A 23,917-nucleotide genomic window follows, 5' to 3' on the forward strand; every position below is an offset into this window, starting at 1 on the left:
AGGATGCGCCTACTATGTCGATAATTAATACTTCGGTAAAACGTCCTGTGTCAGTGTGGATGTTTATGCTGGCAATCATGCTATTTGGTATGGTCGGATTTACCCGCCTTGCGGTAAAACTGTTACCCGATCTTAGTTACCCAAGCGTCACAGTAAGAACCGCCTATGATGGCGCTGCACCTGTTGAAGTTGAACAGTTAATCTCAAAGCCCATTGAAGAAGCCGTCGGTGTGGTTAAAGGGCTGCGTAAAATTAGCTCTATTTCACGCTCAGGTTTATCAGATGTGGTGCTTGAGTTTGAATGGGGCACCAACATGGATATGGCCAGTTTAGAAGTGCGTGAAAAAATTGATACCATCGAACTGCCACTGGATATCAATAAACCATTATTGCTGCGTTTTAATCCAAACTTAGATCCAATTATGCGTGTGGCGCTGTCAGTACCTGATGCCAGTGAAACACAGCTCAAAAGTATGCGTACTTTTGCAGAAGAAGAACTAAAAAGACGCCTAGAAGCACTATCTGGTGTCGCCGCAGTGAGATTATCTGGCGGCTTAGAGCAAGAAGTTCATATCCTGCTAAATCAACAAAAGCTGCAGCAACTAAACCTTAATGCAGACGATATTAAGCGCCGTATTAATGAAGAAAACATCAATTTATCTGCGGGTAAAGTGATCCAAGGTGACAAAGAGTATTTAGTTCGCACCCTAAACCAATTTAATAACCTAGATGAGTTAAGAAATGTCATTGTCTATCGTGATGGTCAAACCTTAATTCGACTTGCTGAAGTTGCCGATATTGTTGACGGTTATAAAGAGCGCAGTGATATCACTCGTATTGGACAGGTAGAGTCTATTGAACTGGCAATATATAAAGAAGGTGATGCCAATACCGTATCGGTCGCCAAAAGGCTCAGTGCTGAGCTTGATGAGATTAACAGTGAAGCTGCAGATAATCAGTTAAAGGTTATTTATGACCAATCTGAGTTTATCCAAAGTGCAGTCAGTGAAGTAACCGCCGCCGCGCTGTTTGGCAGCTTGCTTGCTATGTTAGTTATCTACTTATTTTTACGTGACATTATTGCTACCTTAATTATTTCTATTTCCATTCCATTTTCAGTTATTGCTACTTTTAACATGATGTACTTTGCCGATATCAGTCTCAATATTATGTCTTTAGGCGGTATTGCACTGGCCATAGGCTTATTGGTTGATAATGCCATTGTGGTGCTGGAAAATATTGACCGCTATAAAGCGCAAGGGCTTAAAAAAGTTGCTGCAGCGCTTAAAGGCAGTAAAGAAGTGGCAGGGGCAATCTTTGCCTCAACCTTAACCACCTTAGCGGTATTTGTCCCCTTAGTTTTTGTTGATGGTATCGCAGGGGCATTATTTTCAGATCAAGCATTAACGGTAACTTTTGCTTTATTAGCGTCTTTATTTGTTGCACTAACGGCAATACCAATGCTGGCATCAAGACAGGGTTTTAAACAATTACCCATCGAAAATGAGCCGGAAGTAAAAGCCCTGCCAACCACTAAAAAAGCTAAAGCTGTGCATTATCTTAAATTCGTGTTTGGTTTCCCATTTAAGCTATTACTCAGCTATCTACCTAATGCACTATTAAACCTCATTATCATTTCAGCTCGATTCATTTCTTGGGCATTGTCATTAGTGATGCGTCCATTAAGTGCTGCATTTAACTTTGGCTACCGTTTTGTTGAAAGCATTTATCACCGGGTATTAGCTCATGCGATGACGCATAAAGCTTTGACTGTCATTATCGCAATCATGCTAACTGTTGGTGCTGGCAGCTTATTCCCAAGACTGGGTGTAGAGCTAATTCCACCAATGAATCAAGGTGAATTCTATGTTGAGATCTTACTGCCACCTGGCACCGCGGTACAAAAAACTGATGCTGTATTAGAGCAACTAGCTTACTCCATTAGTGGTCGAGAAGAAGTAAAACACACCTTTAGCCAAGCAGGCAGTGGCGGCTTAATGACATCTGATACCGCCCGAGGCGGCGAAAACTGGGGGCGGTTACAGGTAGTACTGGCAGATCCTCAAGAGTTTAATGCTGTAGCCAATGACTTAAGGGCCACAGCAAGGCGTATTCCAGCCCTTGATGCCACTATTGATCACCCTGAGCTATTTAGTTTTAAAACCCCATTAGAGATCGAGTTATCAGGTTATGACTTACAGCAACTAAAGCACAGTGGCGAACAGTTGGTATCTGCTTTATCAGAGTCAGCCCGCTTTAGTGATATCAATACCTCACTTCGTGATGGTCAACCTGAGATCAGTATTAGATTTGATCATGCCCGGCTTGCGTCATTAAATTTAGAAGCGCCCACCGTTGCTAATCGTATTGCTCAACGTGTTGGCGGTACCATTGCCAGCCAATATACGGTTCGTGATCGTAAAGTAGATATTTTGGTGCGCAGTGAATTGGACGAGCGAAATAATATCTCAGATATTAACTCATTAATTATTAATCCAAACAGTAAGCACCCAATCCCATTAAGCGCAGTTGCTGATGTGTCTCTGCAAGTGGGCCCCTCTGCCATTAATCGTGTCAGCCAACAACGGGTTGCGATAGTGTCAGCTAACTTAAGTTATGGTGATTTAAGTGAAGCTGTAAAAGAAGCGCAGCAAATTTTAAATCAGCAACAGCTCCCCTCTTCTATCCAAGCGCGCTTTGGCGGCCAAAATGAAGAAATGGAACATTCATTTAAGTCTTTAAAAATCGCCTTGGTATTAGCGGTATTTTTAGTCTACTTGGTGATGGCGAGTCAGTTTGAATCCTTATTACATCCATTACTTATTCTGTTTGCTGTGCCTATGGCCGTTGGCGGCAGTATTATTGGCTTGTTTATTACTGGTACCCATATCAGCGTAGTCGTGTTTATCGGCTTAATAATGCTGGCAGGTATTGTGGTCAATAATGCCATTGTATTGGTTGATAGAATTAACCAACTGCGAAAAGAAGGTCATGATAAAGAAGTCGCTATAAGCACTGCAGCTAAATCTCGATTACGCCCAATAATGATGACCACCATGACCACCACCTTAGGCTTGTTGCCAATGGCAATAGGTGTCGGTGATGGTAGTGAAATCCGTGCGCCGATGGCAATAACGGTGATCTTTGGTCTTGGCTTATCTACCATGCTGACCTTATTGGTTATTCCTGCCCTATACGGTTTATTTGATAAAAAAAACTATCAACAAACCGCAATTAATCAAACCAAAAGCACTGAGTCTTTAGATTTGGAGACTCAATCATGAACCTAACAAAACTAGCCATTAAAAGGCCTGTCACCACCAGTATGTTCTTTTTGGCCATCTTACTATTTGGTTTAGCCTCGAGTCGATTATTACCATTAGAAATGTTTCCCGGCATTGATATTCCGCAAATTCAGGTTAACGTGCCCTATAAAGGCTCTACCCCTGCAGAAGTGGAACGAGAGATAACCCGCGTATTAGAAGAGTCGCTAGCCACCATGAGTGGTATTGAAGAGGTCCGCTCAAACTCTTCTCAAGATGGTGCTAACATTCAGCTAAATATGAAATGGGGCGAAGATGTCGCCACAAAAAGCTTAGAAGCACGGGAAAAAATTGATTCGGTAAGACACCTGCTGCCTAAAGATGTGGAACGGGTTTTCATTCAGCAATTTTCTACCGCTGATATGCCCGTGTTAACGATTCGAATCTCCAGTGAACGTGAGTTATCAAATGCTTTTGATCTGTTAGACAAACAACTTCGCAAGCCGCTTGAGCGTATTGAAGGGGTCTCAAAAGTCACCTTGTATGGGGTTGATCAAAAGCAAATTGAAATAAGACTAGATGCCGACAAACTTGCTGCATCTGGCATTAATCCTGCTCAGTTGCAGCAACGTTTACAACAAGAAAACTTTGTCATTAGTGCTGGCACACTTAGAAATAATAATCAGGTGTTTCAGGTATCGCCCAAGGGAGAGTTTTTATCACTTGAAGATATCAAGGCAGTAAAGCTTAATAGCACCACTTCTGTTGGTGATATTGCCTCAGTCAAATTTACCCTCCCTGAAGCCTTTGAAGGGCGTCATTTAGACCAAAAATACGCTGTTGGTTTAGATGTGTTTAAAGAATCAGGCTCAAATTTAGTCGATGTATCTGAACGAGTGTTAGCCGTTATTGAAAAAACGAAACAAGATCAGCAATTTCAAGGCATCAAGTTATTCGTCATGGAAGATCAAGCTTATGGAGTTAAGTCATCACTGCAGGATTTATTGTTATCTGGCTTACTGGGTGCGCTGCTTTCTTTTGGGGTATTGTATTTATTTTTACGTAATTTAAAGATGACGTTAGTGGTCGTGTCATCGGTGCCAATTTCCCTTTGTATGACATTAGCTGGGATGTATTTTCTTGGTTACAGCTTAAATATTCTGTCGATGATGGGATTATTACTGGCTGTAGGCATGTTAATTGATAACGCCGTGGTGGTGACCGAAAGCGTGTTACAACAAAAGCAAAAAATTGCGTTATCAGATGATGGCGCTGCAACTGAAATAACAACAGCGGCCAATGAAAAAGCGGTACTTACTGGGGTAGAGAAAGTCGCCCTAGCCGTCTTGGCGGGCACATTAACCACAGCTATCGTGTTTTTACCTAACATTGTCGGGGTTAAGGTCGAGCTAACGATTTTCCTTGAGCATGTGGCCATTGCGATTTGCATTTCGTTAGCGGCATCATTACTGGTTGCTAAAACCTTAATCCCATTAATGCTTACTAAGTTTGATTTTCATATTGAGACCGAAGCTAAAGTCTCTAAGTTACAGCAGCTTTATCAACGCAGCCTAACCTGGGTACTGGCTCACTCAAAGCTATCAGGGGTTATTGCAGTGGTCATTTTAGTCTCTACCGCATTACCCTTAAGTTTAGTAAAACAAGATCAATCAGAAGGCGAAGGCAAAGATCGCCTCTACATTAATTATCAATTAGAAGGTCGCCACAATTTAAAAGTCACTGAAGCGATGATCAATCAAATGGAAGATTATCTTTATGCCAATAAAGAGGCCTTTATGATTGATTCTGTTTACAGTTATTACTCAGCAGACAATATTCAAACCACGCTACTACTGCAAAAAGATATTGAAACGCCAATGTCTGAATTGAAAGAAACCATACGTGAAGGTTTCCCTAAATATGCCGCAGCCAAGCCACAATTTGGTTGGGGCAATGAAAACTCAGGCTTAAGAGTCACCTTAACCGGTCGCTCGACCTCAGAGTTAATTCGCTTAAGTGAACAAGTCGTACCTCTGCTTAGCGCCATTGAAGGGCTTGAAGATGTGCGCTCTGAAGTCAGTTCTGCTCAGCAAGAAGTGGTGATTACAATCGATCGTGAAATGGCGGCAAGATTAGATTTAAAACTTAACGAAATCGCCTCTCACATTTCCATGGCGCTACGCGGTGCACCGCTTCGTTCTTATAGGCATGATCCTAATGGCGAATTACGCATTGAGCTCGCCTATGATAAAAGCTGGCAGCGATCATTAGAGCAGCTAAAACAATTACCGATCATTCGTAAAGGTGAGCGCCTATATAGCTTAGATAATCTCGCCAATATTAAGATACAGCCCCGCTTTGATACCATACGCCACTTTAATCGCCAAACTGCGCTGTCGATTGGCGCAAACGTGAATGACATTACCACTGAAGAAGCCCAAGAGCAGATTGAAAAGGTAATGGCCAATGTCAACTTCCCTTATGGATATGACTACTCGCTACGTGGCGGGTTTGAGCGTCAAGATGAAGAGCAATCCGTCATGGCAGTAAATATGATTTTGGCATTAATCATGATTTATATTGTGATGGCTGCCTTATTTGAATCACTGTTATTACCAACCGCCATTATCAGTTCAATCTTGTTCTCTATCACTGGGGTATTTTGGGCACTGTGGATTTCAGCAACACCTATGTCGGTAATGGCAATGATAGGGATCCTTATCTTAATGGGTATCGTAGTAAACAATGGCATTGTTTTGGTTGACCAAATAAATCAAAAAACGCCTAAATTAACCGATTTATCTGAATCTATCTTAGCTATCTGTATTACCCGTTTACGCCCTGTATTGATGACGGTTGCTACCACAGTGTTAGGCTTAGTGCCTTTAGCAATGGGCGACACTCAAATTGGCGGCGGAGGACCACCTTATTCGCCAATGGCAATCGCCATTATTGGCGGACTGTCGTTCTCAACTGTTACCAGTTTGTACTTGGTGCCGCTTTGTTATCAGGCGCTTTATCGCATACGTTATCAGTCATCGATAAAATTAGCTTCTGCTGACAAACGAGCCAAAAAGCTGCTACCTTGGACAGTGTAATCAGGATGCAAGCAAGCGCAACATTAAGCGATTAATGAGGCGCTTTACATTAAAGGACGACAAATGAAGCATAAAATTAAAACAAGTTTACTGGCATTATCACTAATAACATCTAGCGCTGTGGCTGATGATGACCGCTTCAAAGATGTACAAATTAGCTCAACACAACTCAGTGACACTGCTTATATGTTTGTGGGATCTGGCGGTAATATTGGCGTGTCAGCCGGCAGTGATGGCATATTGATAATCGATGATCAATTTGCGCCGCTGGCGAACAAAATTAGCCAATCATTAAATAAAATCCAGCCCGGCAGCCCCAAGTATGTCATCAATACCCACTATCATGGGGATCATACTGGGGGTAATGCCCACTTTGGTGAGCAAGCGATTATTTTTGCCCATGACAATGTACTAACTCGGCTCAGCGCCGATAAAGATACGCCAAAATCTGCGCTACCTGTTGTCACCTACGCGACTGATATATCAATTCATTTTAACAAGGATACTTTGGTGGTGAAGCACCTCGGGCCTGGCCATACTGACGGGGATAGTGTTGTGATGTGGAAAAATGCCAACATTGTGCACATGGGGGATTTGTTTTTTAAAGACCGTTTTCCATATATTGATTTAAAGGGCGGCGGATCTGTACTTGGCTATCGTGACAATGTCGCTAAATTACTCGCATCAATGGATAATGACACCCAAGTGATCCCAGGTCATGGTGCACTTGCTAATAAAGATGATCTCATGAAATTTAAGCATATGCTGGATCATTCCATTAATTGGATGAACAAGAATATCCAAGAAGGCCACTCGTTAGCCAATATTCAAGCGAAAGGAATGCATAAGAAATGGAAAAATTGGAGCTGGAATTTCATATCCGAAGAAAAATGGATTGATACTCTTTATCAAGGACTGAAAAAATAGCGTAAAACTTTCCTATATTGGCTGCTAACACTGTATTTATCAGCGCAATATAGTGATGCAAACTAGGATATAAACAGCCATAAAAAAGCGCCATTAAGGCGCTTTTTCGATAACAATCAAATTACGACTCGATTGGCTCAGCTCTATTTTCCAGCAACACTGGAATACCTTCAGTAATTGGGTAAGCTAATTTATCTGCTTTACAAATCAATTGGTCGGCTTCTTTATCGAATTCTAATTTACCCTTACAAACAGGGCAAGCCACAATCTCAAGTAATTTTTTATCGAACGCCATGGAGGTTTCCTTGTTTATCTTTTATGACTTGGTTAAGTCTATTCAAAAAAGCGGTATCAAATTCAGTATTAAGCTTCGCATTTACAGGCAAATACCACCAGTTATCTTGTGCAAAATCGCGACATTTAACCGCATCTTTCTCGGTCATGATCAATGGATGCTGCTTTGAGAGCTGTTTCAGTTCATTTTCATCAAATGCTTGATGATCTTCAAAAGCTTTAGTCTCAGCAAGGCTAAACCCTTGCAATGATAAGCTGTCAAAAAAACGTTGAGGGTTACCAATACCTGCCATTGCAATAGCAGCTTGTGGTTGCCAGTGCTGAGTTGAATTGGGTTTTACAGGCTTAAGGGCTGCTGGCGTTAAACTCATCGCGACTTCATTGCCTTGCACTACACCGCCATTATTTAATACCCAATCAATGCTATTTAAACGCCACAGCCCTTCACGCAGCGGGCCTGCAGGTATTAAACATTGATTACCATAACGGCGCTGACCATCAACAATATTGATCTCAATATCACGTGCAAGCGCGTAATGCTGTAAGCCATCATCACTAATAATCACATCTACATTGGTTTCACTCAGTAACTGTTTTGCAGCGTCAATGCGTTTCGCCCCGACCACCATAGGAACTTGTGTTCGAGCCACAATCATTGCTGGTTCATCACCCACATCTGCGGCGTTATCGGTTGCTTTGACGGTTTTTACCCCATCAATATTGACACCATAACCACGACTGATCACCCCAGGGGTATAGCCTTGCTGACGTAATAAGTTAATCAAGTAAATAACCGTTGGGGTTTTACCACTGCCACCAGCGGTAATATTGCCAACAATCACCACAGGGACATCCAATACTTGCGCTTGTTTAAAACCAAGTTTAAATGCCCAGCGCCTGACACTGGATATCAACCCAAATAGTGCACTCAGTGGTAATAATAACCACTTAGCGCGGTGTCCTTGGTACCAAATTTTATTGACTAACGCCTGCATTTAACTACCAAATTGCATTTGATATAAGTTAGCGTACATGCCCTCTTTTGCCACTAAGTCGCTGTGAGTACCACGCTCAACTACTTGGCCTTGATCGATAACTAAAATCTCATCAGCACTTTCAATGGTTGATAAACGGTGGGCAATCACAATCGAGGTACGATTATGGCGCAAGTTATCAAGACCTTGCTGAATCGCTTTTTCTGATTCAGTATCAAGGGCTGATGTTGCTTCATCTAATATTAATACTGGCGCGTCACGCAACATCGCCCGAGCGATAGCAATACGTTGACGTTGGCCACCCGACAGCAATACGCCATTCTCACCCACCTGAGTATCTAACCCCTCAGGTAAATTTTCGATAAATTCCATCGCATGAGCTAGGGTTGCAGCTTGTAAAATTTGTTCGCGAGTGGCTTCACCTGGATAAGCATAAGCAATGTTATTAGCTATAGTGTCGTTAAATAAAGTAACTTGCTGTGATACTAACGCCACCTGATTACGTAATGACTTTAATTTGTAATCATAAATATCAACGTCGTCTAAGGTAATTTGCCCTTCTGACACGCCGGTATAGAAACGGGTGATTAAGCTGGCAATGGTTGATTTACCCGAACCACTGCGTCCAACAAGGGCAATGGTTTTACCCTGCTTCACTTCAAAATCAACATGAGTTAAGGCTGGTTTTTCTTGCTCAGGATAACTAAAGGTAACGTTATTGAATTTTAAATTACCTTTAACGCGCTGAGTTTCAAATTCACCCGTATCGGCTTCAGGTGCTGTATCTAGCAGCTCAAAAACTGTGGTACATGCGGCAATACCACGTTGAAATTCAGCATTCACACGGGTTAAGTTTTTAATCGGCTGAAGCATTGCCATCATCGCGCCCAAAATGGCCGCAAATGTGCCTGCGGTTAAATCGGCTTTCAAGCTTGGGAATGTGGCGGCGTACAATACAAACGCTAACGCAAATGAACCGATTATCATGATAACCGGTTGGCTGACGGCTTGGGCAACTGCCAACTTCATATTTTGCTTGCGGTTACCCTCATTAACTTTATGAAAACGCTCGACTTCAGTCTTTTGTCCACCAAACGCCAACACATTCTTATGACCTTTAATCATTTGCTCAGTGGTTGCGGTGACATTGCCCATGGCTGCTTGAATGCGTTTAGAGACTTTTCTGAAACGCTTACTCACAACGCTAATCACGATACCCATTAATGGGCCAATGACTAGGATGCACATGGAAAGCTTCCAAGAATAGATGAACATGATAGCTAACATACCAATGACGGTAATAGAGTCACGTACAATAGAGATTAACGCACTGCCTGATGCACGGGCAATTTGTTCGGTATCAAAGGTCACTCGAGAAATCAGGTTACCGCTATTTTCGCGATCGATATAGCTTACAGGCAAACGCAAATAATGCTCAAACACTTGCTGACGCATATCCATGATTAATCTCGAGCTCATGTAAGACACACAATAAGTCGACACGAAATTGGCTAAGCCACGTAGGGTAAACATTCCAATAACCACTAGCGGTGCCATGATCATAATATTGTTATTGGAATTAAAGCCGCCGTGACTCGGCACTTCTACGCCCGCGACCACTGACGGAGTTTGACTAAAGCCTTCGTCAATAAATGGTTTGATGAAGTAAATGAATGCAGCGTCAACCAAGCCGTAGGTCAATAATGCCAATACAGCTAACAGAAACATCCCTTTCATTGGGACAAGATAAGTTAGAAGGCGCTTAAAGACGCTCGACATTTCGTTATTAGTTGTTGTCATTGATTACATTAATACTCGAATTGCTAACAAAGGCGTATTCTACTCTGGTTTAACTTGGACACCAAATCTAAACAAGTTGTTATACCAAAATGGCTTAATAACTGTACGATACGGTCGAATTTTATAACTTTGACGTTTAAAATCTATACTAAGCTGGCCTGTTTCGCCACTGACAAGCGTGGTAACACCATGGGTTTTATAGCGCTCAACAACGTCATGTTTAGGAAAACCATACTGATTAGCAAAACCCGCAGTAAAAATTGCCTCGCTGGGATTAACGGCCGCAATAAACTCTGCAGACGATGAAGTACGACTGCCATGATGTGGCACAAGTAGGATATCAGCATCCAGTAAAGAGCCGCTTTGTATCAGCCGCTGTTCAGTTTGTTTCTCAATATCACCGGCCAGTAAAACACGGTTATTGCCATCATCAATATGCACAACACAAGACTGGTTATTATCACTTTTTGCTGCCATGTTACTGGTTAAAGTAATGGCTAAATTAAACCAATTAAACCTCCTATCATCGCATTGCTTTTGAGTTTTATCGGCTAGTTGCGCATCAAACTGCACTGTATTGGTTATATCAGTTTGCTGGTACTTATCGATATTACTGATAATAGTTAGCTTACTGAAATGCTTAAGTAGTTCATTTACCCCACCAGCATGATCATTATCGTCATGGCTGATAATTAAATAATCTAGCTCAGTCACACCTTTAGCCATTAATGTGGGTATCACCACTCTTTGGGCGTAACTAAAATTGTCACCATAAGCCGCGCCAGTGTCATAAAGTATGCCTTTATGACCTTGTTGTAATAGCACCGCCATGCCCTGACCCACATCTAATACATGCATTTGCCACAACAGCTTAGTCGATAGGGGTTGAGTATTATCTTTGATAAAGCCATATACCTGAAACATAAAAGGCAGCGCCATTAATCCAAAGCATACTCGCCAATGGGTGTCGCTAGCCCACTTAAATAGAAACAGTCCTAAGGCAAGTAATAGTAAACTGACTGTCAGCGCATCTGAAAGGTGAAATTGAGCCAAGGGTAACTGCCCACTTAGGCTTAACAGGTAGTAAAAAGGGGCAAGGCTATGATCAGTAAGCCACAATAATGTGCTAACTATTGCATCACTTATAAACTCAGGTGCAGGTAACAGCATAAAGACACTATTTAGCAATAAAGCCAACATACACAGCGGAATAACAATGACACTAAACCATGGCACCATCAAAAAGTTAATCCAAATACTGTGGATTGAAATACTACCAAATAACAGCGCTTGTATTATCCCGAGACCGATAAATAAGCGCCACTGAATCGCCCAAAAATTAATTAGAAAACCCATCAAATTCGACTTAAGCTGACTTAAACGGCGTAAGCCTCGCGCCATTAATCTATCATCTTGCAAATCTTCATTATCAACTGACAAGCTAGCACTACTCAGTTGCCGGGCGTTTATCTCAGCAGTCGATTTAACCCCAAGGTAGTCAATGGTAAATAATATGATTGCCAATGCGCTAAAGCTAAGCCAAAAACCAGCACTTAAACTGGCAAAAGGGTCAAATACCAACACCGCAAATAACGCCCATATCAAGCGCTGCCAAGTCGAGGCGTGTTGTCTAAATACGGTTAGCAACACAATCATTAACAGCATCATCAATGCCCGCTGAGTGGATATAGCCATCCCAGCTAAATAACCATAACCAGCAGCAACCATTGCTGCCATTAATACCACCAAGATGAGATTACGCCGAGAGGATGTTGCCATGAAATTTAACAATAACAGCCTAAATAAACTCCAGCTAAGACCAAACACTACAGATAAATGTAACCCTGAAATCGCAACTAAATGACCTGTGCCCGTTGATCTTAACGCCTGCCATTGCTCGGTAGAAATGTCAGTTTTATCGCCAAACAACAACGCATTAATGATGGGATAATGGCTTAAATGTTGTAATTTCGGTTTGAAATCACTAATTACTCTTTGCCTTAAAGACAATTTATAATCGATAAGCTGTGACTGTTTAACACTGCCTTTTGCGACAATGTGTTGGCTTAATAAATATTTTTGTTGATTAAAACCACCTTGGTTAATCGGGCTGGTAATGGGCTTCATTCTGGCGTCAAACGCCCATACCTGCCCAACTTTTACCTCAGGCGCTTGTTGCCAATTAAGTCTATAGTATCGCTTGTAAAGCGAATGTTGCGCTGATAGTAAAACAACATTAAAGCTTATCCAGTCGCTGTTTTTGCTAACTAGTGATACTATCTGTGCCTTAAATTGTGTTCTAACTGGCATTTCAGATTCATGATGAGAAAATAATGAATAAAAACAGATAGAAACCCAAAAAAAACCTAAAAGGCAGCCACTGATGAATGGCCACCTCTTTAACGTGAGTACCCCAATAACAAACATTAAAACCGCTAGCGATATTGGAAGTAAACTTGGCAATAAATTGCTAAATAGGACGCTAGCGCAAAATCCATAAACAAATCGATTTATCATCGGTTAATTAAAGACAGTAATCGCATATATGCCAAAAAAATTATTACAAAAATTTATGCCGAAGCCTGAGACTTTACGTAACAATAAATATTTACGTATTTTTGGTGGTTTGCTGGATAAACCAAATTTATGGACCCTCAACCGAAAATCGGCTCCGGGGTCCTTTGCGGTGGGCTTATTTGTCGCTTGGTTACCATTTCCTTTTCAAATGGTTATTGCTGCAGGCATGGCGATATTTTTTAACGTCAATATCCCATTGGCAGTGGCATTAGTTTGGATAACAAACCCGTTTACCATGCCATTTATGTTTTATGCTGCCTATATTTTAGGAGCAAAAATTCTTGGCCATAACACTGCTCATTTCAATTTTGAAGCCAGCTGGCAATGGGTTGAAAGCTCTATCAGTACCGTAGGGCCGCCATTTTTACTGGGTTGCATTATACTCGGTGCAATATTTGCCTTTATCGGTTTCTTTGTGATTAAGAGCTTATGGAAGTACTCGATTTTATTTAAATGGAAAAAAAGAAACTAATCACACAACTGTTCGCCCTAGTGAGTAAAATCGAATTACCAATAAAAAAGTCAGCTTTGTGCTGACTTTTTGCTTTTAAAGCTCAGGTTTAGATTTGAGTTATCGACCACACTCTACCGATAGCGACAACAATAACGATTGTGATAAATACCGTTATTAAGACTGCTGAAAATACTCCTGTTGCAACAGTGCAAAGCCGCACTCATCGCTCCACTTCCCTTTAAAAAATATATTCTTTAAGTAATGGGCCTCTTTTCGAAATCCCAGCCTTTCTAGTAACGCTATTGATGCTAGGTTCTCGGCATCAGTTATCGCCGTTATGCGATGTTTGTTTAAGCTGACAAACAAATAATCAATCACTGCTGCCAGTGCTTCAGTAGCAAAACCTTGCTGCTGATACTCTCTCGCTATGGTAAAACCAAGCTCCATCTGCATATCGTCGACAAAATGCACTGCTACATCGCCTACTAGCTGTTGGCTTTTATCGACAATAGCTAGCTGAAACCAGTTACCAGCAACACCAAACAAACCATAATCCATACTGGTAAACAGCGCCTTGGCATCTTCGAGCTGATAATCATCCCAGCTTTGATATTGCGCAATCACAGGATCGGCTCGATAAGCTACAAATGCTGCCAAATCATCGGCTTGAAAAGCGCGGAGCGTCAGCCTTGTGGTTACTATTGTTGGTGTTGCAATCATTACTAATGATACTCTTGATGTAGACACTGTCATAACAGCCAATATTTAAACATGCTAGCTGCTTTGAATATTACATAAACTAAGTTATTTAGCGTGTTTAATCCTAGCCACTAAAAAATCTACCGCCGCTTTGACCTTAGGGACATGATAGCGCTGCTTTTGATAAATAAGATATACCCCGAAATCATCACTTTGACTGGCTGATAATGGCGGCTCAAACTGTAATTCAGTCAGCTGATTAGATTCAAAAAATGGTGCTAGCACCCAGCGCGGCATCATCACTATGCCTTGATGTTGCAGCGCTTTATCGATTAACCACTCACCAGCATTACTGATCGCCTCAACAGGGGCTGATACATCATGCCACTGGCCATTAATTTTACTTAGCCACGGCACGCGGCCTTTTGGCGAGCGATAATATAAGCCTTTATGTTGTTTAAGCTCATTTGGGTGTAAAGGTACGCCATAGTCCGCTAGATACTGCTGGGTCGCTGCTGGTACAAACTGGTTGTCCATTAACCTTATCGCCACTACGCGATCATTAGGGGCATAACCACCACGAATGGCAATATCCACATCATCACGTCCAACAGACGACAGTTCATCGCTGAGCTCAATATCTAAAATCACTTTGGGATATAACCTTGAGAACTCATCCATCAATGGCAGCAGCTGTTCACGGCCAAAGCCAACCATGGCACTAATGCGTAATTTCCCCATAGGTTCAGTTTGATAACTTCTCACCGCCTCATTGCTTTGTTCAAGCTGATTTAGCAAGCTTGATACTTGCTGATAATATTCTCGGCCAATCTCAGTCAAACTGACGGCGCGGGTTGAACGCTTTAATAACGTCGCCCCAAGGGAGTTTTCAAGATCTGCAACCCGTCTTGATAATGATGATGCCGGTACAGAAAAAGCCTTAGCCGCTTGGGTAAAGCTGCCTAACTCCACCACTTTCACAAAATATTTAAGCGCCCGTAATTGATCCATCAAAGCCTCATTATTGTTTTTAAAGCAATAAAGTATCGCTTTTTAGCTACTATATCTTATCAAAAAGAAAAGCAATAATGCATTCAATAGCAAAATTGATAAAAATAAAGACAAGGAATAACAATGAGCACATTTACCGCCATCAACTTAGTAAAGCGTCCACAAGGTGGCCCAATCACCGCTGATATTTTTGAAGTGGTACAAAAGCCAATGCCAACCGTGAACCCAGGCGAGATTTTAGTAAAACAAAATCATATGTCATTAGACCCTGCCATGTTTGGTTGGATGCAACCTGATACTGACAGCTATATTCCGCCAGTGAACTTAGGTGAAGTAATGCGCAGTAGCGGTGTCGGTGAAGTCGTTGAAAGCCATCACCCCGATTTTAAAGTTGGCGATCGCGTGATGGGCATGATGGGCTGGCAAGAATATTTTCACAGTAATGGTCAAGGCTTAAACAAAGTTGATGCGCCATTACCAGACGAAGCAATACTGTCTGTATTTGCGCTACCGGGATTAACCGCCACTCAAGGCCTATTTAATGTCGGTAAGCCCAAAGCTGGCGAAACCATTATTGTTACCGGCGCTGCGGGGTCTGTTGGCTCAATTGTTGGTCAACTTGCTAAAGCAGATGGCCTAACGGTTATTGGGGTAGTTGGTAGTGATGAAAAAGCAGATTGGATTGTCAATGAACTTGGTTTTGATTCAGCCATTAACTACAAAACCGATGATCTTGAAGCCAAACTTGCACAATGTGCCCCAAATGGCATCGACTTATTCTTTGAAAATACCGCAGGCCCAATCCAAAGCCTAATTATCGATAAAATGAATCCCCATGGCCGTGTCATGGTTTGTGGTTTAATTGCCGATTACAGCAGCCAAACACCGGCACCGGGCCCTAGCTGGATGAATATTTTAAAAAGACGCCTCACGATTCAAGGCTTCACAATGCCTGATCACTTTGGTGAAGTGCCAAGCTTATTGGCTAAGCTCACCCCTTATGTACTGCAAGGTAAAATCAAACACCGCGCCCATGTACTTAATGGCTTAGAGTCATCAATCGACGGATTGAACTTATTCTTCTCTGGTGCCAACAAAGGCAAATTGATGGTTAAGCTTTAATAGGCTTCAGTGCCAACGCTGACAAGCGCTAGGGTTAAAGCAACAAAAAGGTATTAATGCAGTGGCATTAATACCTTTTTATTTTGTCATCTTCTCCATCTTTCGCTGTACAATTAATAGACAAAGATCATCGAAAAATATATTGAAATTAATTTATTCACATTTTACTAAATAGTATTACTGGTAGCATTGGCCATGCCATGAGCAGACCAATATTATTCGACCAAGCTGATTGAGTGCTTTCAACACCGGTTAATTGTTCACTTAAAATATCACCGATTGCGACTGAATTAATTAAACTATCAGGGCTTATGTAAAATTCATTGCCGTTAGCATCTGTAAAAATAACACCTAAACTTAATCCAAACGAAGGGTGGCTAATCTCAACTCGATCCATTGTCAGGGTAACATTTTCATCAAATAGCACTACCTCGAATGGGTCATTGGTATGTGATCGTTGTCGCCAATTTTCAATATTATCAGGCTTGATAAGATAAAACTGATTTGAATATGCTGCCCCCTGATAGCCCCAACCCGAAACTAACTCAACTTTTGCACCTAAATAAGGAAATATCAGTTTATTTGTGGGTTTGTCCCACATAAAAAATGCAAATACCATTGAAACAATAATAATCAGGGAGTACTTAAGTCGCTTGTGATAGTCCCTAATGATTATAAAGAATAAAACCATAAATGGCGTAGCCCAAAGAAAACCTGTGAAGCCTAGATTAACAGCCCCAGCAAAGATAAATAGCAGACTGACAGGTAAAAAAACAATATCTTTTGTTGGTTTAGATATAAATGCGATTAATAAATCGAGTCTCATAGAAGTCTTTAAACCTGAGCCCATTTAAGGGGTCTTATTTATAGTGGAAGTGAATACAATTAACAGACAAAGCAAAACGTTTAGCTCAAATAATCTCCACACAGAAAGAGATAAGCTCATCTAAGCCGACTTTAACTCGGATTGAGTAAACTCTTTAGACATAGCTTTTCTGATTGAGTCGTCCTCGATTCATTGTCACTTAAACCCCTGCTATTAAGCAGGGAAGTTATAACCAGCGCCTAACACTTTGTTTATATCTAATATAATCGTTTCCAAAAATAGAAGTTAACAATACTTCTTCTGGTTTTATTTGAAATTTATTCATATACCAAACAAATAAAATCAAAGTTATAAGAAATAAATAGCCACCCATTATTTTGAAGTTATAACATATCGCCTTTCGTTTTGAGTTGCCAACACCTACATTCATTTACTGATGGACGATCCCTGTCAAAGGACTGAATATTTCATCATTAATCGCCAAAATTAACTCATAAACTAAATTCAATCCAGCAGAAAAAAGTGGGAAATGCTTTTATTTGAAATTAAGAAATGGTGTATTAAGCGCACAACCAGCGCTGACAGTTAGCTGCACCTTGTCGTCGTTTTAGGTCTAAATGCTCACAATAATCTGTTAATGCAGGCAACGCCCCCACCGCACCTTTGAATAAAGCGCCAAACTCAGTGGTGATTTTAAGCCAATTCTCTGCGGGAATGTTCAGCCTATTGAGGATATCCTGACTACTCGCGCTAATGACGCCGCGTTTATCTTCTCGAATAATCCGCCCAGTATCTTCAACCAGCACAATGTAGTCTTTAACACTAAACATCAGTCCATTAGGCATATCTAAACGTTCATTTCCTACAAATGGTAGTAACTCTTTTGGTTGCTCACCTTTAATCGCTGAATTTATGCGTCGTTGAATACTTGTGTAATCTGAAGTTTCAGGTGTTGCAGCCATTTGTGCGCGAATTGGATTCAAATCAACATACGCCATACAGGCGAGTACGGCCGCATCATCTAACAAGGCTTGAGATTTAAAGCGCCCTTCCCAAAAACGGCCTGTACACTTGTCTTCTTTATTGGCCATTCTAGCAATCGGTTCACTCAAGGAACGCATAAACCAACTAATATCGGTTAAACGTTCTCGATATAGCCCAATACAATCATTAACCGTCTTTAATTCAAACTCATTAAGGACTTCAGCTTTAACAAATTTATGCGTCAACAGGGTGCCTTTAAAGCCTTTATGCCATTGGGTAAGCACATCTATATCAGACCATTCTTTGGCTTTATCCACATCGACTTTAAGCACCACATGTAAATGATTACTCATCACCGCATAAGCACAAATATCAATCGCGAAAATCGTCGACAATTCAATAATTCGGTTATCTACCCACTCACGGCGATGTTCATAGTTTTCGCCTGTCGTCTTATCAAACCCACACAAAAATGCCTTACGTACCACACGCGAACAACAGTGGTAGTAAGGCGTATCTTCTAAACTCACGAGTTTTTTTCTAGGTCTGGCCATCATTAATTACCGAAAATTAAGTAATAACTAAAGCCTAGTAGGGTGTTTAACATTTAGCCAACTAGAATGGGTGGCCATGTTAATTCACTCTGGTGTCCGTACATCTTGTCATGTCCAGGAATATTTAACTCCCAACAGGGAGGAGCCTCTCCGATGTGGTCTCGCACCACATCTAGAAATAACCTTGTACGAATAGGCATATCCCGGTGAGGGTAGACTGCGTAGAAGGGGGGATAAGAAGGCAGTTTCAGATCCGTCATAATTGCAACCAATCTCCCAGAGCTTACCTCATCAGTAATATGAATCATCGGAATCTTGCAATAAATGCTACCAGACAGAGCTTTATGTACAACAAGATCGATATCATTACCATAATAGATACAGTTCATTGCCATCATCTGGCTTTGGTTTTTATTATCTACATACTTGAGTTGATCAATGCGAGAGGTTTCTGTCGCATATCCGCCGGCGGGCAGTTGCTGTAGCTCCTCGATAGTTTTTGGTTCACCGTGTTTTTTTAGAAACTGCGGTGATGCAACCAGTACTGGTCGATTGCGCGCTAACTGGCGGGCAATCAATGATGAGTTCTGCAGCTGTCCAGATCGAAAAGCGATATCAAATCCTTCTCCGACAATATCAACCAAACGATCCTCCATGTGAAGCTCAATGACAACCTCTGGATAGAGAGTCTGAAATTCATCGATTACCGATTGCAGAACATTTTTTGCAAAAGATGTGATGGCCGTAATTTTCAGTAGCCCCTTTGGCTCGGAGTGAAAACTTTGTGCTGCCTGAATGGTTTCTCTCAGATTATCCCGCAATACTTCAGCTCTACGCTTTACCTCCACACCTGCAGAGGTAAGTGAAAAGGCTCTGGTAGAGCGGTTTAATAATCTAACCTCAAGCTCTTTTTCCAATTTGGCTATCTGTTTAGAAACGACTGAGCGGTCGATATTACGAAGCTCTGCTGTTTTGGCATAAGAGCCGCGCTCTGCGACATCGAGAAACAGTAATAATCGGCTGGTGATATCCATTTTATCTTCCTGTATCAAAACTATATTGGTGCAAAAATGGCACTAGTCAAGTGCTTTTTTGGGGCTTCTTTCGCACCGAGTAAGTTCGTAATATATACCTGTTTTATCACTAATTGCAATCAACAAAATAGATAGCACTGGAGAGTAAGAAATGAATATTTTAATTACAGGTACAAACAGCGGATTTGGCAAAGAGATGACTATCACGCTAGCTCAGTTAGGTCATACCGTATATGCCGCTATGCGTAATCTTCAGGGAAAAAACAGCGCAAGTGGCGATGAATTATCCGCTTTATCTGAGACCTTATCCGGACAGATTATTCCATTAGAGATGGATGTAAGTAGTGATGATTCCGTAGAGAGTGCAGTTGCGAAGGCCTTGGGTAATTCATCAGGGGTGCTTGACGTCGTTATAAACAACGCAGGTTTCTTTATCAATGGTCTGAATGAGACTTTTTCGTCTTCACAGGCACACGATATGTTCAATGTTAATCTGTTTGGTCCACTGCGAGTGATGCGTTCAGTTTTACCTGCACTGCACAAACAGGGAAAAGGAACTATTATCAATGTAACCAGCAGTGCGAATAGATTTCCGATGCCGGGTAGTGGTCACTATGTCGCCAGCAAGGCCGCATTGGAAAGTGTTACAGAAAGTTACGCCTATGAACTGGCTCCGTCAGGTATAGAAGCACTTATCTTACAGCCAGGGGCATTCAATACCGGAATTGCAGGTAAGGGGTATGCGCCTGACGACGTTCAGCGTAGCAGCGCTTATGCTGAAACATTTGAGCATATGGAAAATCTGATGCCACGGTTTATGGCACTGATTGAAGATACCTATATGAATCAATCACCGACAATGCTTGCAGATGCCGTCGTTGATTTGTTGGCCCTTCCGTATGGCAAGCGTCCTCTGCGTACTTTGGTTGATACCTCTGGTCTTGGTAAACAGACTGCACAAATAAACAGATCTTTTGAAGAAGCTCAGAAGAAGTTTCTTCACTCTATTGGTCTTGAGAAAATGGCTCAGGTATCAATTAAATCAGACAAATAATGACGGAGAATTAAGATGAAATCAACAAAACAGAAAACAATCTCAGCGGAACATCCAATATCTGTAGATGATAAAAATGAAAAAAGATCATCTCTTTCCCGTCGAGATTTTGGGAAAATAGCGGCCGGGTTAGGCTTAGCTTCGGTTGTTGGATCTTCAAGCGTTTTTGCACAAGAGAATAAAGGTTCACCTTCTCATGAAGAGAGTAAAACCAGCGCAACTCCAGAAGGATATGAAGGAAATATTGCTGTCTGCACTGTCTTGATTGTGAAAGAGGAGATGGAAAAAGAAACTGACAATGTGTGGGACAATCATAAGCAGTGGTTAAAGGAATCACATGGTCCTTGGGGAATGGTCTCTTATACAGTTGCCAAGCATAAAGAGTTGAAGTACCCATTAAATCCCGAAAATGGTGAGACAACAAACCGTATTGTCTATGTTATTCATGAGGTCTATAGGCATATTGATGGGCTTAATAAACATTATGCAGAGTGTCGGGATGGTAATTATCTAGATGAATTTATTAGGATTTGTACCACAGAAGGGAACTCTTTCACCGTTTTGCAGGGCGCTCCAGTGACTCACTCCTTGTTGCCCAAAGATTGTGATTTCCCTATTACGTTTAATTCATAAAATTTAGGTAACTACTCAGGTCGTCGCCATTTAAGGCTATTTCATCGTTGAAAAATGCGCATTTAAACCACTAAACTGTGCTTTTTCGCCTTGACCTAACCATAAATGGCTTAGTCCTGAGCATTTACGGTCTGTTTTGTACAAAGCACCTGAATTTAAATGGGGTGCTGAGTAGTTACAAATTTAGTTGCTCTTCGTTTATCTTGCGGCTAGTCGAGCTAGCCTTTTTACTCAATTTTTAATTATGGATATATATGAAAATAATGCGAATCAGCACATTTTTAGCTGGGTGTGCAGTCTCTGCTTTACAACTCTTAATCGTCTTACCCGCTTTTGCTGGTTCATTAACCCTCTCAAGTAATGATATTGAGCAGGGCAAAATGATGAGCTCAAGACAAGAAGCAAATGGTCTCGGCTGTAGTGGCGGTAATATGTCCCCTCATCTGAAATGGGCAGGAGTCCCCCAAGGAACCAAAAGCTTTGCAATCACTGCCTATGATCCGGATGCGCCTACGGGCAGTGGTTGGTGGCACTGGCAGATTGTAAATATTCCTGCTCAAATTACGGAGATACAAGCGAATGCAGGTAGTACGACGGAAATAATTAACAAAGCCACCCATTATTTTGAAGTTATAACATATCGCCTTTCGTTTTGAGTTGCCAACACCTACATTCATTTACTGATGGACGATCCCAGCCAAAGGACTGAATATTTCATCATTAATCACCAAAATTAACTCATAAACTAAATTCAATCCAGCAGAAAAGCTTGATATCAATCAAGTGGAAAATGCTGTTATTTGAGATTAAGAAATGATTTATTAAGCGCACAACCAGCGCTGACAGTTAGCTGCACCTTGTCGTCGTTTACGGTCTAAATGCTCACAATAATCTGTTAATGCAGGTAACGCCCCTACTGCACCTTTGAATAAAGCGCCAAACTCAGTGGTGATTTTAAGCCAATTCTCTGCGGGAATGTTCAGCCTATTGAGGATATTCTGACTACTCGCGCTAATGACGCCGCGTTTATCTTCTCGAATAATTAGCCCTGTATCTTAAACCAGCACACTTGTTCAACTAATTAGGGGCAAATATGATTCCCAAAAACTTAAAATTTAGATTAGGTAGTACAAATAATGAAAAGAAAATCCTCTAAAAAATTATTAAAAAAATTTTATGGTTTGTGCTGCGTGACTAAAGTCTTTTAAACAAACCTTCGCACTCGTCGATACACCATAAAACTAAAAAGACGAACCAGGCTGTGCTAAAAAAGCTAATTCTTCTATGGTTGATGTTCGACCAAGCAACTCATTTCGATGGGGGTAACGGCCAAAACGTTCAATAATTTTTAAGTGTTTTAATTCAAATTGATAATTAGATTCAAGCCCATTACTTTTAAATAGCGCTAACCCTTGTTGATGCACTTTTAACGACTCACTGTGCATATAGGGCATATACAAAAAAGTTCGCTCGATTGCGGTTAATTGTTGATCAAGCCCCTGTAAAATGGCCTCTTGGGCTAAGGCTAATGCCATGAGATCAGCGCTAAATGCTCGAGCATCATCACGGTAAATATTGCGGGAGAACTGATCCAATATGATAATTTCAGCTAAGCGCCCTTGCAGATGCTGACGCCATAACCATAATTCCCCCGCTATGGCTTGAGTATGTAACTTACCAAAGCGTGTGCGAATTAATTCATCAAAGCTAACATCTTTTTTAAACCATTGGGCAGGCTCAATTTCAGTAAACCAAAAGTTAATAACCTGCTTTACCTCATCCATTCAAACTCCTCGTGGTAAAAATAAATTTTTGGGGCGTATTCTAGGGTTTATTCTATGCTAGATTAAAATCAGGTTTAGCTTAGTCATAATAAAGCCGACCTTACGCTAATAACTGGCTGATACCAAAATACAATGACTGCTATTTTGTTTGATAATTATGGAAAATATATGCCACAAAGCAATACGGATGTAGCTAAAAAAACCGCTAAAACTGACATTAACAATGAAGTTCAACCTAAAGTGACAGCGGCTTCGCCTAAGTCTATTAGGCAAGATCCTCTCATTGCAAAAATGCTTAAGCGTTCGCCGTCAGATATTGCTGATAGTTTTACTGATGCGCAGCTCAATGCGATTAAGCAAGCCTTGGGTCCATCGACTTGGGGTGGTCACTTTCTTGATAGCCGTGGCACCTTTAAGTTTCCTTTTATTAAATGGCGTTTTTATTACGTCTTATTATTAGGTAAAAACAAACGCGCCTATACTCGCCGCGAAAAACGAATATCGCTAGTGATGATGATTACCACTGTCACCGGTTTTATACTTTTCAGCATGTTATTTGGTTTGTTAGCTCTGTATTTATTAAAGTCTGCCTTAGGTATCGACTTGTTTCCTGATACCTCGTTAGGGATTTGGCATTACTTTAAAAGCTTGTTTAACTGATGTGTTTAGACTGAGTTTGGAACGCTGTTTTAATTGATGTTATCAATAGCGATTGTCATAGCCTATTCTCATAGCCAATTGTCAGTGCTTGTTGTAAGCGCCTAGTTACGCAATTGAAAATAAATTTTAACCAATAAAAAACGCGCTA

General features: G+C 41.2%; 19 protein-coding genes and 1 pseudogene. 9 read left to right on the forward strand and 11 right to left on the reverse strand.

The annotated features are described in order from the left end of the window. Positions 1 to 14: 14 nt before the first annotated feature. The 3 genes from BCU57_RS08925 to BCU57_RS08935 all read left to right on the forward strand — a co-directional run bounded on the left by BCU57_RS08925 (position 15) and on the right by BCU57_RS08935 (position 7,288). Positions 15 to 3,284, forward strand: coding sequence for an efflux RND transporter permease subunit (locus tag BCU57_RS08925; protein WP_102438313.1), 3,270 nt, complete (start codon positions 15 to 17; stop codon positions 3,282 to 3,284). Next, complete coding sequence (locus BCU57_RS08930; RefSeq protein WP_102438315.1) at positions 3,281 to 6,361, forward strand: efflux RND transporter permease subunit; 3,081 nt, start codon at positions 3,281 to 3,283, stop codon at positions 6,359 to 6,361. The genes BCU57_RS08925 and BCU57_RS08930 overlap by 4 nt, the downstream gene beginning before the upstream one ends. Before the next feature lie 63 nt (positions 6,362 to 6,424). Continuing rightward, positions 6,425 to 7,288: an MBL fold metallo-hydrolase gene (locus BCU57_RS08935; RefSeq protein WP_076537435.1), complete on the forward strand. Its 864-nt coding sequence runs from the start codon at positions 6,425 to 6,427 to the stop codon at positions 7,286 to 7,288. Positions 7,289 to 7,409: 121 nt separating this feature from the next. Here BCU57_RS08935 and BCU57_RS08940 read toward each other — a convergent pair whose 3' ends face one another. The 4 genes from BCU57_RS08940 to BCU57_RS08955 are packed head-to-tail and all read right to left on the reverse strand — an operon-like array spanning position 7,410 to position 12,894. Then, a complete protein-coding gene (locus tag BCU57_RS08940; RefSeq protein ID WP_076537432.1) occupies positions 7,410 to 7,583 on the reverse strand; it encodes a Trm112 family protein in 174 nt (57 codons plus the stop codon). Continuing rightward, positions 7,570 to 8,577, reverse strand: coding sequence for a tetraacyldisaccharide 4'-kinase (lpxK, locus tag BCU57_RS08945; protein WP_102438317.1), 1,008 nt, complete (start codon positions 8,575 to 8,577; stop codon positions 7,570 to 7,572). Before lpxK ends, BCU57_RS08940 begins: the two co-directional genes overlap by 14 nt. After that, complete coding sequence (gene msbA / locus BCU57_RS08950; protein WP_102438319.1) at positions 8,578 to 10,377, reverse strand: lipid A export permease/ATP-binding protein MsbA; 1,800 nt, start codon at positions 10,375 to 10,377, stop codon at positions 8,578 to 8,580. Between the two features lie 39 nt (positions 10,378 to 10,416). Beyond that, on the reverse strand, positions 10,417 to 12,894 hold the full coding sequence (locus tag BCU57_RS08955) for a DNA internalization-related competence protein ComEC/Rec2 (protein ID WP_102438321.1): 2,478 nt from the start codon (positions 12,892 to 12,894) through the stop codon (positions 10,417 to 10,419). A 28-nt stretch (positions 12,895 to 12,922) separates the two neighbouring features. Here BCU57_RS08955 and BCU57_RS08960 point away from each other — a divergent pair, with 28 nt between their 5' ends. Next, the gene (locus tag BCU57_RS08960) at positions 12,923 to 13,426 is read left to right on the forward strand and encodes a DUF2062 domain-containing protein (protein ID WP_102438323.1); all 504 of its coding nucleotides are present in this window, start codon (positions 12,923 to 12,925) and stop codon (positions 13,424 to 13,426) included. 156 nt (positions 13,427 to 13,582) lie between these two features. Here BCU57_RS08960 and BCU57_RS08965 read toward each other — a convergent pair whose 3' ends face one another. Together BCU57_RS08965 and BCU57_RS08970 are read right to left on the reverse strand one after the other, a co-directional pair. Continuing rightward, entirely contained in the window at positions 13,583 to 14,161 is a 579-nt protein-coding gene (locus BCU57_RS08965; protein ID WP_102438325.1) for a GNAT family N-acetyltransferase, read from the reverse strand. A 51-nt stretch (positions 14,162 to 14,212) separates the two neighbouring features. Continuing rightward, a complete protein-coding gene (locus BCU57_RS08970) occupies positions 14,213 to 15,118 on the reverse strand; it encodes a LysR family transcriptional regulator (RefSeq protein WP_102438327.1) in 906 nt (301 codons plus the stop codon). Positions 15,119 to 15,241: 123 nt separating this feature from the next. Here BCU57_RS08970 and BCU57_RS08975 point away from each other — a divergent pair, with 123 nt between their 5' ends. Continuing rightward, positions 15,242 to 16,240, forward strand: coding sequence for an NADP-dependent oxidoreductase (locus BCU57_RS08975; protein WP_076537421.1), 999 nt, complete (start codon positions 15,242 to 15,244; stop codon positions 16,238 to 16,240). 157 nt (positions 16,241 to 16,397) lie between these two features. On the opposite strand, the gene BCU57_RS08980 is transcribed toward BCU57_RS08975, so the two are convergent. The 3 genes from BCU57_RS08980 to BCU57_RS08990 all read right to left on the reverse strand — a co-directional run bounded on the left by BCU57_RS08980 (position 16,398) and on the right by BCU57_RS08990 (position 19,638). Beyond that, entirely contained in the window at positions 16,398 to 17,066 is a 669-nt protein-coding gene (locus BCU57_RS08980) for a hypothetical protein (RefSeq protein ID WP_133149370.1), read from the reverse strand. A gap of 560 nt (positions 17,067 to 17,626) precedes the next feature. Continuing rightward, positions 17,627 to 18,604 carry a transposase gene (locus BCU57_RS08985; RefSeq protein WP_413211453.1) on the reverse strand — a complete coding sequence of 326 codons (978 nt, stop codon included), beginning with the start codon at positions 18,602 to 18,604 and terminating at the stop codon, positions 17,627 to 17,629. 53 nt (positions 18,605 to 18,657) lie between these two features. Then, the gene (locus BCU57_RS08990; RefSeq protein WP_102436877.1) at positions 18,658 to 19,638 is read right to left on the reverse strand and encodes a LysR family transcriptional regulator; all 981 of its coding nucleotides are present in this window, start codon (positions 19,636 to 19,638) and stop codon (positions 18,658 to 18,660) included. A gap of 151 nt (positions 19,639 to 19,789) precedes the next feature. Here BCU57_RS08990 and BCU57_RS08995 point away from each other — a divergent pair, with 151 nt between their 5' ends. The 3 genes from BCU57_RS08995 (at position 19,790) to BCU57_RS09005 (ending at position 21,981) form a co-directional block, all read left to right on the forward strand. Then, positions 19,790 to 20,692: an SDR family oxidoreductase gene (locus BCU57_RS08995; protein ID WP_102436875.1), complete on the forward strand. Its 903-nt coding sequence runs from the start codon at positions 19,790 to 19,792 to the stop codon at positions 20,690 to 20,692. Between the two features lie 15 nt (positions 20,693 to 20,707). After that, the gene (locus BCU57_RS09000; protein ID WP_102436872.1) at positions 20,708 to 21,325 is read left to right on the forward strand and encodes a hypothetical protein; all 618 of its coding nucleotides are present in this window, start codon (positions 20,708 to 20,710) and stop codon (positions 21,323 to 21,325) included. A gap of 254 nt (positions 21,326 to 21,579) precedes the next feature. Next, on the forward strand, positions 21,580 to 21,981 hold the full coding sequence (locus tag BCU57_RS09005) for a YbhB/YbcL family Raf kinase inhibitor-like protein (RefSeq protein ID WP_198589902.1): 402 nt from the start codon (positions 21,580 to 21,582) through the stop codon (positions 21,979 to 21,981). Positions 21,982 to 22,146: 165 nt separating this feature from the next. Here BCU57_RS09005 and BCU57_RS09010 read toward each other — a convergent pair. Continuing rightward, positions 22,147 to 22,380: pseudogene (locus BCU57_RS09010) on the reverse strand (transposase); the annotation flags it as partial. 186 nt (positions 22,381 to 22,566) lie between these two features. Continuing rightward, a complete protein-coding gene (locus BCU57_RS09015; RefSeq protein WP_102436870.1) occupies positions 22,567 to 23,109 on the reverse strand; it encodes a DUF924 family protein in 543 nt (180 codons plus the stop codon). A 168-nt stretch (positions 23,110 to 23,277) separates the two neighbouring features. On the opposite strand from BCU57_RS09015, the gene BCU57_RS09020 reads away from it, so the two are divergent. After that, positions 23,278 to 23,769 (forward strand): hypothetical protein, encoded by a 492-nt coding sequence (locus tag BCU57_RS09020; protein WP_241900997.1) that lies wholly within the window; start codon positions 23,278 to 23,280, stop codon positions 23,767 to 23,769. Positions 23,770 to 23,917: the final 148 nt, after the last annotated feature.

Origin of the sequence: Shewanella sp. 10N.286.48.B5, assembly GCF_002874355.2 — a bacterium.
Taxonomy (GTDB): Bacteria; Pseudomonadota; Gammaproteobacteria; order Enterobacterales; family Shewanellaceae; genus Shewanella.